This window comes from Chelativorans sp. M5D2P16, assembly GCF_034427935.1.
Classification (GTDB): domain Bacteria; phylum Pseudomonadota; class Alphaproteobacteria; order Rhizobiales; family Rhizobiaceae; genus Chelativorans.
Genome location: NZ_JAXQNM010000008.1, coordinates 247,842 through 260,442, shown reverse-complemented (window position 1 = coordinate 260,442; position 12,601 = coordinate 247,842). Strand labels below are relative to the sequence as shown.

Genomic DNA, 12,601 nt, shown 5'->3' with positions numbered 1-12,601 from the left:
AGAATCCATGCGCGGAGATCCAAGCGCGCCCTGAGCGGCATCCTGTCGGGCGATCAACGCCACGCCCCGTTCAGGACCCGATGCGGAAAGCGAAACGCGAAGCGGCCGCCGCCCGCGCCGGCAAAATCCCCCTTCTCGGAGTAACCGCGTGGTCGAAGAAAAACCAGTCAGCGCAAACCCTGACATCGGCCGCGGGAATTACCTGACTGCCCAGTTCCTTGCGGGTTTTCATGACATCGCCTAGACTTAGTTCACGAAAATAAATTGATGAAAAAGACATATTTATCTTTATCACGAAAACAGGTTTATTATTCATTACATGAATTCCGTATATACTATACCTCTTATGGAATAAATCGGAAGAACGGGAGAATAGACGCACGGAAAGCGTTGCATCCGGACCGGGGCCTCAAGAGCAGGCCGGGACCGGGCCGGCCTCGCTCTTCCGCCCATGACGAACACAGGCGAGGCCGACATGAAAGTGGTTCTTCTGGCAGGAGGTCTCGGCTCGCGACTGGCCGAGGAGACGCACCGCATCCCGAAGCCCATGGTGGAGGTCGGCGGACGTCCGATCATCCTGCACGTCATGGACATCTACAGTCATTGGGGCTTTCGCGACTTCATCATCGCGGGCGGCTACAAATGCATGCTGATCAAAAGCTTCTTCCATAATTTTCACCTGTCCACGGCGGACTTCACGGTGGCACTCGGCAACGGCTCGATGATCCTGCGGCCGAACCGCCCGCTGGACTGGAACGTCTCGGTGGTCGACACCGGCGTGTCGACGATGACCGGCGGGCGCCTGCTCAACCTGCGCAACTGGCTCGACCGCGACACCTTCATGGTCACCTACTCCGACGGTGTCGGCAATATCGACCTGGAAGCGCTGCTCGCGTTCCATCGCTCGCACGGGCGCCTGGCAACCGTGACGGCGGTGCAGCCGCCTGCGCGCTTCGGCAATCTCGAGCTGGCGGGCGACCAGGTCGTCGAGTTCACCGAAAAGGTACGCAAGCACGAAACCTGGATCAACGGCGGCTTCTTTGTCTTCGAGCCCGGCGTTCTCGATTACATTCCGGGCTCGCACGAGCCGCTGGAGAAACTCCCGCTGACGAACCTCGCCCGGGACGGCGAGCTCTTCGCCTACAAGCACAGGGGATTCTGGCATCCCATGGATACCGTGCGGGACCGCGACGTGCTCGACGGCATGTGCGAGACGGACGAGCCGCCATGGCTGCAGTTCGGGCAGGAAGAGACCGTTGAGCCGAGTTCCCCCGCTCCCCTGTTCGAGATGGCGACCCATGGCCGCAATGCTGGATGAGACCGCCCTTTCACAAGCTCTCAGCGGGCGACGCGTGCTCGTCACCGGCCACACCGGCTTCAAGGGGGGCTGGCTCTCGCTGTGGCTGCGCCGGCTGGGCGCCACGGTCGTCGGGGTTGCCCTGCCGCCGGCAAGGCAATCGTTCTGCACGGCCGTGGGGATCGATAGGCTCATCGAAAGCCGCATCGGCGACATCCGCACGGAAAACACCTTGCGCGAAGCCATCGGTGGCCAGGACTTCGATCTGGTTATTCACATGGCGGCGCAGGCCATCGTGCGCACGTCCTACGAGGCGCCCGTCGACACCTACATGACCAACGTGGTGGGTACGGCGGTGGTGCTGGAAGCGGCGCGGCGCATGCCTTCGCTCGGCGGTGTGATCGTGGTTACCAGCGACAAGTGTTATGAGAACCGTGAATGGGTCTGGCCCTATCGCGAGCGCGACCCGATGGGCGGCCGCGATCCCTACAGCTCGTCCAAGGGCTGCGCCGAACTGGTGGCGGCGGCCTACCGCGCTTCCTTCTTCAGCGCCGCCGGCGGGCCGCAGCTTGCGACGGTGCGCGCCGGCAATGTCATCGGCGGGGGCGATTGGGGAACCGACCGGCTCGTTGCGGACCTGGCCCGGTCGGCCGGCTCCGGCGTTCCGGCACGCATCCGCAATCCGGTCAATGTGCGTCCCTGGCAGCATGTCCTCGAGCCCGTGCGCGGCTATCTGATGCTCGGCGCCGCTCTCCTCGACCACGGCGCGCGTTTTGCGGGCGCATGGAATTTCGGCCCCGGCGCCGATGCCGACGTCAATGTCGGCCGGCTTGCCGATCTGGCCGTCTCCAAGTGGCGGGGGGAGTGCCCCGACTACATCATCGAGCGCCAGGACGGCGCACCGGCGGAATCGGTGGTACTCAGGCTCGACAGCACCAAGGCGCGCGCCGAGCTCGGCTGGAAGCCCCTTCTGCATCTCGAAGAGGCGGTCGCCTCGACGGTTGACTGGTACCGCGCGCATCGGCGCGAACCGGAACGGATACGCGCCTTTTCGGAAAGCCAGATCAATGACTATGCCGCGCGTTGGGCCACCGGCAAGGATGCCGCCCCGGCGCAGGAAGAAAAAGAGGTGATCGCCACATGCGCGTGAATTACGGCCAGTCCGTCCACGGCGAGGACGAAATCGCCGCCGTCGTCGAGGTCATGCGTTCCTCGACCCAGATGGGTGAGCGGGTGCGGCGGATGCAGGAGCGGGTCGCCGCGCTCTTTGCCAAGCGGCACGGCATCATGGTGAACTCCGGCTCCTCGGCGAACTACCTGGCGGTCGAGATCCTGGACCTGCCGCGCGGGAGCGAGGTCGTCACGCCGGCCCTCACCTTCGCGACAACCGTCGCGCCTATCGTGCGCAAGGGTCTGGTCCCCGTCTTCGTCGACGCGAAGGAGGGAACCTACAACATCGATGTCGAGGCCATCGAAAGGGCGATCTCGCCCCGGACGCGGGCGGTGATGATCCCCTCGCTGATCGGCAATCTTCCCGACTGGGACCGCATCCGCACGATCGCAAAGGCTCATGATCTCATCGTCATCGAGGACAGCGCCGACACGCTCGGCGCCACGTTTGACGGCACGAGCACAGGAAGCCGCTCGGATATCAGCACCACCAGCTTCTACGGCTCCCACGTGATCACGGCGGCGGGCAATGGCGGCATGCTGTGCGTCAACGATGACGAGCTCGCCCGCCGCGCGCTGCTCCTGCGCTCGTGGGGGCGGACGTCGTCGCTTTTCGTGGAGTCGGAGACGATTGAAAATCGCTTCAATGTCGAGCTGGATGGCATTGAATATGATGCGAAATTCCTCTTCGAGGAGCTTGGCTTCAATATCGAGCCCTCGGAAATGGGCGCGGCATTCGGCCTCGTCCAGCTTGACCGGCTCGAACAGAACATCGCCGCGCGCGAGCGCAATTTCGCGGCGCAGTACGCCTTCTTCAAGGATTATGAGGACTGGTTCGTGCTGCCGCGGCAATTGCCCGGGGCGCGGACGGGCTGGCTCGCCTTCCCCCTGACGATCAGGCGCGAGGCGCCCTTCACCCGGCGCGAGATGCAGATCTTCCTGGAGCAGCGCGACATCCAGACACGCCCGGTCTTCACCGGCAACATCCTGCGCCAGCCGGCCATGGCCGGGGTCGACTGCCGGACGGAAGCCGGCGGCTATCCGGTGGCCGACGAGGTCATGCGCGGTGGTGTTTTGCTGGCCTGCCATCACGGGCTGACGGCCGAGCAGCTGGCCTACATGCACGAGACCTTCCGCGACTTCGCAAAACAGTTTTCAACCGCGCGCCGCGCGGCAGGCAGCGAGCCTGTCCGGCCGGCTCACATGGGAGTTTGACGATGGCCTTCCTTTCTCGCTGCCGCGCCTGCCTTGCGCCCGATCCCTACCTCTTTCTGCCTATGGGCGATCATCCGCCGGCCAATGGTTTCGTGCGCGCCGAAGACGTGGCGAAAGATCAGCCGGCCTATCCGCTGAATTCGCAAGCCTGTCTGGAATGCGGCCTGATCCAGGTGGCCGACCAGGTTCCGGAAGGTTTCTTCGAGCACTATCTCTACGTGCCTTCCAGCGCGACGCTCATGCACAGCCATTTCGCGGAGCTGGCAGCGGTTCTGAAGGAGGAAGCGAGCGGCGGGCTGATCGTCGACATCGGCTGCAACGACGGCCTGCTGCTTTCGGCCTGCAACGACATCGGCTGCACGACGGTGGGCGTCGACCCCGCCGCCAACCTGGCCGAAATCGCCCGCTCGCGGGGCGTCGACGTCGAGATCGGCTACTTTACCGCAGCGGCCGCCCTGGGGCTGGCGGACAAGCACGGCCCCGCCAAGGTGATCGTCACGACAAACACCTTCAACCATATCGGTGATCTGCATGATTTCATGAAAGGAATCGCCAACTGGCTCGCCGATGGCGGTGTCTTCGTGATCGAGGTTCCCTGGGCGAAAGATCTTCTGGAGAAGAACGAGTTCGACACGATCTATCACGAGCACGTCTCCGAGTTCAGCCTGCTGTCGCTCGTCAGGCTCGGCGCGTTCTTCGATCTGGCAGTCACCGATATTCACCGTCTCGGCGTGCATGGCGGCTCGATGCGGGTCTTCATGAAGCGCAGCCCCGCCGCCGCCGAGGTCAAGCCGATCGTGGCGGAGATGTTGGCGGAGGAACGTGGAGCCGGCGTGCTGTCCGAGGAGAGCTATCGCGCCTTTTCCAGGCGGATCGCGGAAATTCGCGAGGACCTGACGGCCATGCTGGCCGAGATGAAGGCTGAGGGGCTGAAGCTCGCCGGCTACGGCGCGCCCGCCAAGGGCAATACGCTCTTGAACTATTTCGGAATAGGCCCCGACACGCTCGACTATCTGGTCGACCGCAATCCGCTCAAGCAGGGGCTCTACTCGCCCGGAATGAAGATTCCGATCCGACCGCCGGAAGCACTCGCGGACGACAGGCCCGACGTCTTGCTGGTGCTGGCCTGGAACTTCTTCGACGAGATCTATCAGCAGCAGGCCGGCTTCCTCGCCGATGGCGGGCGGTTCCTCGTGCCCCTGCCCCGCCCGGTCCTGATCCCGGATGTCGCGGGCGCCGAGGCGATGCCGGCCGCACAGGCTTTGACCGGCATGTGAGGCGCAGGCGTGCATTCTAAAAGGCGCATATTGATCACGGGCGGAGCCGGCTTCGTCGGCTCCCACCTCGTGGGCGCCTGCCTCGAGCAAGGCCACGAGGTGCATGTCGTTGCGCGTGCGCCTGAACGCGCGGAACGCCTGCGCCGCTTCGCCGGCGACATTATCCAGCATGATTTCGATCTGCGGTCGGAGCCGGATCTGAGACGCTGCGTTCGAGAGGTGGCGCCCGAGATAATCTACCATCTGGCCGCCTCGCCCCGGCGCCCTGCGGACGCGGCGTTCACCGACGCGCGTTCCTATTTTGGCGAGGATATCCAAATCGTCATTTCACTCCTGAGCGCGGCCGCGCAGTCGAGCGTTCCGCCCTCGGCCACAATCTGTACCGGCTCGCTCGCCGAATACGGACTGGCGCCGCGTCCCTATCGCGAGGACACGCGCGAGGCGCCGGTCACGCTCTATGGCGCCGGCATGGTGGCCGCCGCCCATCTCGTGGCGGCGCTACAGCCAAGACTTCCCTTCCCCGTCGCCACGGCGCGCCTCGCGCTCGTCTACGGTCCCGGGCAGTCGATGGATTACTTCGTGCCCGCTCTCGTCGGCCGGTGCCTTGCCGGCGCGCGGTTTCTCGTGCGCCGCCCTGACGATCGCCGGGACCTGATCCACGTGGATGACGTTGTCGCGGCACTGACGCAGATGGCAAGCCGGCCCCTTCCCGGTGCCGCCGTCGTCAATATCGCGACCGGCATTGCGCCGACGATGCGCGAGGTGGCGCGCCAGGTCGTGGAGGCGACCGGCGCCGATCCGGGGCTTGTCACCTTCGGCCGGAACAGTCCCGAAGACGGAGCACCGGATCTCCGCGGCTCGCCCGACCGCGCTGCAAGGCTTCTCGGGTGGCGGGCGCGCATATCGCTGACCGACGGCATCCGGCGGCTCGTCGCCTGGCATCGCGAGCACGTCGATCGGCCGGGAGATCGGCCGACAATTCCCTGTTGGACCGAAACCCGAGGGATGGGAGCGACAAGATGACTGCAACAACCCTGGTCTCGGTTCTCGTCCCGGCCTTCAACGAGGAAGCCAATGTGCGAGGCGCCTACACCGCGATCGTCGATACCTTCCGTGCCCTCCCCGGCCATGACTACGAGATCATCTTCACCGACAACCATTCCACCGACGGCACCTTCGATATCCTCAAGGAGATATGCCGTCTCGATCCGCGCGTGCGCGTCATACGCTTCAGCCGCAACATCGGCTACCAGCGCTCGCTGCTTACCGCCTACAAGGCCGCGCGCGGCGACTGCTCGGTCCAGATCGATTGCGACCTCCAAGACCCGCCGCACCTCATCCCGGAAATGCTGGCGCTTTGGCGGCAGGGACATCAGGTGGTCTATGGCATCCGGCGTTCGCTCACCGACAACAGGATCACGGCGCTAACAAGGCGCGTCTTCTACCGCTTCATCAATGCCCTTAGCGAAGACGATCTGCCGCTCAATGCCGGCGAGTTCAGGCTGGTCGACCGCCGCATCCTCGATGAGCTCGGCCGCGTCGACGACACGTCGCCCTATCTGCGCGGGCTCATCAGCTCCATGGGCTTCTCACAAGTCGGATTTGAATACGACAGGCAGGCGCGTGTGGCCGGAGATAGCAAGTTTCCGCTGAAAGCCATGCTGTCGCTGGCCGTCGACGGCATCCTCAACCACTCGCTTATCCCGCTCCGGCTCGCCTCGCTCGCGAGCCTCGTCGTCGGCGCGGCGACCTTCCTGCTGCTCGTCGGCTATCTCGTGGGGAAGCTCCTGTTCGGGCAGGACTGGCCGGCGGGCTTCGCGACGACGACGGTACTGCTGCTGCTTTCGATCACCCTCAATGCGATGTTCCTCGGGATCGTCGGTGAATATGTCGGACGGATCTTCATGCAGTCGAAACAGCGGCCCATGGTGATCGTCGAGGCGACGCTGAACGACAGGACCGCGATGGCCAACGATGCCGCATCACTCGAAGCAAGGCCCATCCAATGCCTGGACCGCGCCGTCTCCTGCGAACCGAAAGCCTCGAACGCAGCGTCTTGACCACCGCGCGTTTCGCCGTCGTGGGGGCGGTCACCACCACGCTTGACGTTGTCCTCTTCACCGGGCTCGTGATGATGTCGCTGGCGGCCGCACCCGCCAACCTGCTTTCCTATTCCACCGGGATCGTGGTGAGCTACCAGTTGAACCGGACATGGACCTTCAGGGCCGGGCGGAGCTACGCGCAGGCGGTGAAATTCGGCGTCTCGACGCTGACGGGACTCCTGCTTTCGACGCTCCTGGTTGCGTTCCTCGCCACATTGATCCCGGCGCCCGCGGCAAAGCTCGTCAGCGTGCCCGTCATCTTCGTTTGGAACTATCTGATGGCGCGCCTGTGGGTCTTCCAGGCATCGTAGCCGAAGGGTTCAGGCGACCGCCTCGGCGGCGCGGGCGGCATAGCCGGCATAGTCCCGGTACCAGCCGACAAACTCCTTGAGGCCATCCGCCAGACTGGTCGTCGGCCGGAAGCCGTAGTCCGCTTGCATATCCTCGATGTCGGCGTAGGTGGAGACCACGTCGCCGGGCTGCATGGGCGCATAGGAGATTTTTGCTTCGCACCCGGTATATTCCTCTATGAGCCTGACGAGTTCGATGAGCTTCGAGGGACGGTTGTTGCCGATGTTGTAGACCCGGTGCGGGTGCTCGCCTGGACGGAAGACGGGTGCTGTGACGGTCGAGACCACACCCGACACGATGTCGTCCACATGGGTAAAGTCGCGCATCATGTCGCCGTTGTTGAAGAGTCGGATCGGCCGCCCCTCCAGCACCGACTGCGTGAAGATCCAGTACGCCATGTCCGGGCGCCCCCAGGTGCCGTACACGGTGAAGAAGCGGAGCCCGATCTGCTTCAGCCCGTAGAGGCTCGCATAGGCCGTGCTCATCAATTCGTCCGCACGCTTGCTCGCGGCATAGAGGGACTTCGGCGCATCGACGCGGTCCGTTTCGCTGAAGGGTACCTTGCGGTTGTCCCCGTAGACGGAACTCGATGACGCATAGACGAGATGCGTGAGCCCTTCAGAGCGGCGGCAGGCCTCGAGCACGGACAAGTGCCCCATGAGATTGGATTTCGCATAGGCGAAGGGATTTTCCAGCGAGTAGCGAACGCCGGCCTGGGCGGCCAGGTGGACGATTACGTCGGGCCGTTCCGCCTGGACCAGAGCGTTGAAGGCTTCCGCCTCCGCGATGTCCATCTCCCGGAAACGGACGCGGTTGCCGAGGAGGCTCAAGCGCGCCTGCTTCAGGGAGACCGGGTAATAATCGTTGAGATTGTCGATCCCAATCACCTCGTCGCCGCGCTCGGCCAGTCTGAGCGCGGTGTGGAACCCGATAAAGCCGGCGATGCCTGTCACGAGTACTTTCACGGGGCGCATCCTTTCACAGCGGATCGATCGACAAGCGAGGCTTTCAGCGCTCGCATGCGCATCCCGGGAAACTACCGCGCGGGCGCGCAGGGTGACGAGACGTGCTTTGCCCACCCGCCACCGGCGACGCCGATCCAGGAGGCCGACAGCAGCCGCCCGCCCGGAACATCCGGTCGATCCAACGGTTGGGAGCGATGTGGGCAACGACATCAAGGGATTAGCATGCCGGAAACGCCGCGAAGGCCAGTCTCTTCACATCGGGCTACAGCTCCCGTTGCAGCAACGGGCAGGCAAGGTATCGGGTCAGGTTTTTCCCGACCGCCGGAGAAGTTCGTTTTCGGCGTGCCGTTGATCGCGCGCGCGGCCGCGCGTGACTGGAAGCGCGTCGACGCCCTTTTGGAATTGACCCTGCGCTCGGTCCTGGCGCAGAGCGACCGGACGTTCGAGCTGCTGCTGGCCGGCCACGACGTACCGCCCTCCTGGGATGTGCTCACCCGCGGCGATCCGCGCTTTCGCTTCCTGCGCGCCGATTGGCCAGTCGACGCCCCGACTACGGCAAACGACGACGGCGGATGCAAGAAGTGGATGATCAAGGAGGCGGTGAGAGGAGGCGGCGGCGGGCTGATGATGTTTCTCGACGCGGACGACCTCGTCGCCAGCGATCTGGTAGAGACGGCACGCCGGCTCATCACGCCGCAGCGGGTCGGCGCGGTCCTCGACAGGGGCTATGTGGTCGATTTCGGCACGTTGCGCGCGGTGGAACTGCCGGACGGACGCGTCTTCGACGGCGGTTTCCACCGTCTTTGCGGATCGAGCACCATCGCACGCGTGGAGCCCGCCAGTTCCGATCCCATGCGGTTCGACCCGCACGAGGCGTTGGGCTCTCATCACCTCTGGCCGGAAAGCGCGCGAGAGGCCGGCGTCGATCTGGTGCGCCTGCCGGTGCCCGGCGCCTATTTTATCAACACCGACGAGAACCACTCGGAGCTCTACGGCCCCTTCGCCGAATGGCGGCGCACGTTCAACGCCGCGGTGCGCTCCATGGGTGTCGCCCTGGATGGGCACGTGGCGGCGCGCTTCGGCCTGACGCGCGAGATCCTGGAGATGCGCTCCGGCCTGGCCTTCATAGATGGGGAGTCAGGGCGGCAGGGGGCCGCCCATCGCCCCGTCGAGCCGCTGCCGAGTGCGTGAACGGTCCCCGGATGCAGGTGGAATATCTCTCCAACGCGCGCGGGATCGAGCCGGAGTGGTGGGATCTTTGGCAGCGGGACCCGGCCGCGACACCGTTCCAAAGCCCGGCCTGGCTCGTACCGTGGCGACGCCATTTCCGCGATGGAGAAAGCGTGATCCTGTCCATGCGCGAAGAGGGCCGGCTCCTTGCACTTCTGCCGCTTTTCGCGCGCGAGGGACGGTTCCTTCCGTGGGGTGCCGGGCCGACCGATCGGCTGGACGGCGTTTTTGATCCCCGTTTGGAGCCGGACTCGCTGTCCGATGCACTGGGGCGGCTTTCCCTACCGGTCAAGCTCTTCCAATTGCGTTCGGATTCGCCGCTGGCGCATGCGCACGCGCCGGAAGGTTGGCGCGCGGAAACAAGCCCGGCGGAAAGCTGCGCGGTACTCTCGCTTCCAGCGCGGCCGAGCAAAAAGATGGCACAGAACCTGCGCTACTGCCGCCGCCGCGCGGAGCGCGCCGGCATCAGTGGCCCGGAACGGTCGGGCGCTGCGGAGATCGAGGCGCTTGCCGATCTGCATACCCGCCGCTGGCGCTTGCGCGGCGAGGCCGGTATCTTTGCCGATGCGCGCATGCTCGGCTGGCTGCGCGAGGCGTTCCCGGCGCTCGAGGCGGCAAACCTTCTGCGGCTCCATACAATGCGCGCCGGGGGAGAAACGGTAGCCGCGCTCTGCGTTCTCACCGCAAGGGAGCGAAGCTACTATTACATCGGCGGCTTCGCTCCCGAATACGCCCGTCTGGGACTCGGCACGGTCCTGGTCGGCCACGCCATCGAGGAAGCCGGGCGCGAGGGGCACGAAAGCTTCGATTTCCTGCGTGGTCGCGAGGCCTACAAGTATCGCTGGGGCGCAGCGGATCAACCGACCCGTGCGCGCCGCCTCGCACCGCCGCTCCGGAGAAGCGCATGAGCGGCCCCTTGAGCGGCATCCGCTGGACCGTGGGCGATGTCTCGGACTTCGGGTTCGAGGCCTTGCGCCTGTCCATCTGGGGCGCGGCGGGCGCATTCGGCCCCGAGGCGGAACTGGCGGTCGTCGTCAATGCGCTGCCCGCCGAGGAGGCCCGCCGCCGTGCCGGAGCGGTTCCGGATCGCGTGGCATGGGCATTCGCGGCTTGCCGCCGGGCTACGATCTCGGCGAGGCCCTTCAGACCGTGCTACGGGACCATCCCCTGCCCCTGCGCTCGGAACTCGACGAGCAGGGGCTTGAGGCCGTCGCCCTGGATCGAGAAAAGCCGGCCCACATCGTGCCGACCGAAGAGGTGACGATCTGCTCGCCCTTCTGGCCGCAGCAGCCTTATCTCGGCCGTGCCGGGGCACATTTCGTAGGGCTGAACGCACGCCACCTCCCCTGGACCTGGTACGGCCGCCCGGCCAGTGAATGCGTGGCCGAGAACTGGCTGGAGCGCCGGCCGGAGGTCTGCCGCAAGGCCGGCCTGGAGGAGAACCTTGCGACATGACCCGTTCGGAAGAGTTCGGCGAACTGGAAGCAACAATACGGGCGACCGTGCGCACTTGCACGGAAGCCGATCTTCCCGCGCTCGAATGGATGGGCCTTTATTCCCGCGACAGGGCAATCATCCGCCGGGTCTTCGAGGGGCAAAAACGCGGCGAGGCGCTTATGCTTGTCGCCGTGGCGGCGGAGTTCCCGATCGCCCAGGTCTGGATCGACTTCGGCGCAGACGGCGGATGGCCGCCGGCACGCTTCTGGGCGATACGGACCTTCTTTCCCTTGCAACGCGCAGGCATCGGCCGGCGCATGATGCACTTCGCCGAAGAAGCCACTGCCGCACGTGGGGTCGCAAGCGCCGAGTTGGAGGTGGATTCCTTCAACCGCGACGTCCTCGGCTTCTACCGCCGGCTGGGATGGACCGTTATCGCCCACCCCGCGCCGGGCAGAGAGGATGGCCGCTTTCTCCTGACAAAGGACCTCACGAGGTCAACGCGCCGCTACACGCATGCCTGAGGGCGATCCGGGTCACAGGCCGCACCAGCACCGAGATCATGACGCGGAGGGCGGCATGGGCTTCTTCGGCGTGCCGTGGAGCAGCGGGTCGGCCATGCCGAGTTCCTCGACCGCCTCGCCCATGGGCTTGGGATCGGCCAGATATTCGAACGTACCCTTGCCGTCCGGCGTCGGGCCCTTGGCCCAGCGGCCCTGCTGGCTCTCGGTACCGTCGGAGCAGTTCCAGAATTGGTAGGCCACCTCCGACTTCTCGCGCTCCTGCGGAAAACTCATCGGAACCGGCGTCCCGTCGAGCCCCTCTTCCTCCAGCTCGGCGATGGCGGCCAACCATTGGTTCTGGTGCATGGTGTCACGGGCGATGAGAAAGGACAGCATGTCCCGAACGCCCGGATCCTCCGTCAGTTCGTAAAGACGGCAAACCTGAAGCCGCCCCTGCGACTCGGCAGTCACATTGAAACGGAAGTCGGCGAGCAAATTGCCGGAAGCGATCGTGTAGCGCGCATTCCAGGGATAGCCAACGCTGTCGGTCGGCGTGGCGCCCTGGCCGGACACGATGGCGTGCTGCGGGTTCATACCGGCATCGAGCACGTCCTCGATCCGGGAGCCGCCGAGCACGGCGCCGACGGCCGAATTCTTGGCGGCATTCTCCTGCGCCTCGACGGGCGAGGTCTCAAGCAGCCGTGCGATCATGGTGGCCAGCATCTCCACATGCGCGATCTCCTCCGTGCCGATGTCGAGGATCATGTCGCGGTACTTTTCCGGCGCACGGCAATTCCAGCCCTGGAACAGATAGGTCATCATGACGCTGATCTCTCCCCACTGGCCGCCAAGCACTTCCTGAAGCTTCTTGGCGTAGACGGGATCAGGGCGCTCGGGCTTGGCATTGTATTGAAACTGGTTTGTCCGAAAGAACATCTCACTCTCCACGGGTTCTCGGCTTTCGCCGCCGCCTTGGCGGCACACCCGCGAACCAGAGGCGCCCGGTTAGGTTCCCCTTGCCTGTTGATCACCGGCAAATATTCTTGAGCGACCT

The 12,601-nt window shown here is 65.0% G+C and carries 14 protein-coding genes; 11 read left to right on the top strand and 3 right to left on the bottom strand.

All coding sequences use genetic code 11. The features are described from left to right. Window positions 1–70: 70 nt before the first annotated feature. Entirely contained in the window at window positions 71–316 is a 246-nt protein-coding gene (locus SIN08_RS04225) for a hypothetical protein (RefSeq protein WP_322450305.1), read from the bottom strand. A 159-nt stretch (window positions 317–475) separates the two neighbouring features. Between SIN08_RS04225 and rfbF the strand changes: the two genes are divergently transcribed. Genes rfbF through SIN08_RS04190 form a run of 7 tightly spaced genes read left to right on the top strand, consistent with a single transcriptional unit; the run spans window position 476 to window position 7,372 of the window. Next, window positions 476–1,318 carry a glucose-1-phosphate cytidylyltransferase gene (gene rfbF, locus SIN08_RS04220; protein ID WP_322450304.1) on the top strand — a complete coding sequence of 281 codons (843 nt, stop codon included), beginning with the start codon at window positions 476–478 and terminating at the stop codon, window positions 1,316–1,318. Further along, window positions 1,299–2,447 carry a CDP-glucose 4,6-dehydratase gene (gene rfbG, locus SIN08_RS04215; protein WP_322450302.1) on the top strand — a complete coding sequence of 383 codons (1,149 nt, stop codon included), beginning with the start codon at window positions 1,299–1,301 and terminating at the stop codon, window positions 2,445–2,447. Before rfbF ends, rfbG begins: the two co-directional genes overlap by 20 nt. Then, the gene (locus tag SIN08_RS04210; RefSeq protein ID WP_322450301.1) at window positions 2,438–3,682 is read left to right on the top strand and encodes a DegT/DnrJ/EryC1/StrS family aminotransferase; all 1,245 of its coding nucleotides are present in this window, start codon (window positions 2,438–2,440) and stop codon (window positions 3,680–3,682) included. Before rfbG ends, SIN08_RS04210 begins: the two co-directional genes overlap by 10 nt. 2 nt (window positions 3,683–3,684) lie before the next feature. Further along, complete coding sequence (locus SIN08_RS04205) at window positions 3,685–4,959, top strand: class I SAM-dependent methyltransferase (protein ID WP_322450300.1); 1,275 nt, start codon at window positions 3,685–3,687, stop codon at window positions 4,957–4,959. Between the two features lie 30 nt (window positions 4,960–4,989). Next, complete coding sequence (locus SIN08_RS04200) at window positions 4,990–5,982, top strand: NAD(P)-dependent oxidoreductase (protein ID WP_322450299.1); 993 nt, start codon at window positions 4,990–4,992, stop codon at window positions 5,980–5,982. Continuing rightward, complete coding sequence (locus SIN08_RS04195) at window positions 5,979–7,019, top strand: glycosyltransferase family 2 protein (protein WP_322450298.1); 1,041 nt, start codon at window positions 5,979–5,981, stop codon at window positions 7,017–7,019. Before SIN08_RS04200 ends, SIN08_RS04195 begins: the two co-directional genes overlap by 4 nt. Then, window positions 7,016–7,372: a GtrA family protein gene (locus SIN08_RS04190; protein ID WP_322450297.1), complete on the top strand. Its 357-nt coding sequence runs from the start codon at window positions 7,016–7,018 to the stop codon at window positions 7,370–7,372. Before SIN08_RS04195 ends, SIN08_RS04190 begins: the two co-directional genes overlap by 4 nt. A gap of 9 nt (window positions 7,373–7,381) precedes the next feature. On the opposite strand, the gene SIN08_RS04185 is transcribed toward SIN08_RS04190, so the two are convergent. Further along, window positions 7,382–8,386 (bottom strand): NAD-dependent epimerase/dehydratase family protein, encoded by a 1,005-nt coding sequence (locus tag SIN08_RS04185; RefSeq protein ID WP_416208012.1) that lies wholly within the window; start codon window positions 8,384–8,386, stop codon window positions 7,382–7,384. A gap of 333 nt (window positions 8,387–8,719) precedes the next feature. On the opposite strand from SIN08_RS04185, the gene SIN08_RS04180 reads away from it, so the two are divergent. The 4 genes from SIN08_RS04180 (at window position 8,720) to SIN08_RS04165 (ending at window position 11,568) form a co-directional block, all read left to right on the top strand. Continuing rightward, window positions 8,720–9,568 carry a hypothetical protein gene (locus tag SIN08_RS04180; RefSeq protein WP_322450295.1) on the top strand — a complete coding sequence of 283 codons (849 nt, stop codon included), beginning with the start codon at window positions 8,720–8,722 and terminating at the stop codon, window positions 9,566–9,568. Beyond that, complete coding sequence (locus SIN08_RS04175; RefSeq protein ID WP_322450294.1) at window positions 9,565–10,515, top strand: GNAT family N-acetyltransferase; 951 nt, start codon at window positions 9,565–9,567, stop codon at window positions 10,513–10,515. The genes SIN08_RS04180 and SIN08_RS04175 overlap by 4 nt, the downstream gene beginning before the upstream one ends. Before the next feature lie 187 nt (window positions 10,516–10,702). Further along, complete coding sequence (locus tag SIN08_RS04170) at window positions 10,703–11,062, top strand: hypothetical protein (RefSeq protein WP_322450292.1); 360 nt, start codon at window positions 10,703–10,705, stop codon at window positions 11,060–11,062. Next, complete coding sequence (locus SIN08_RS04165; RefSeq protein WP_322450291.1) at window positions 11,059–11,568, top strand: GNAT family N-acetyltransferase; 510 nt, start codon at window positions 11,059–11,061, stop codon at window positions 11,566–11,568. The genes SIN08_RS04170 and SIN08_RS04165 overlap by 4 nt, the downstream gene beginning before the upstream one ends. Before the next feature lie 36 nt (window positions 11,569–11,604). Here the strand turns inward: SIN08_RS04165 and SIN08_RS04160 are convergent, their stop codons facing one another. Beyond that, window positions 11,605–12,483 (bottom strand): manganese catalase family protein, encoded by an 879-nt coding sequence (locus SIN08_RS04160; protein WP_322450289.1) that lies wholly within the window; start codon window positions 12,481–12,483, stop codon window positions 11,605–11,607. Between the last annotated feature and the right edge of the window lie 118 nt (window positions 12,484–12,601).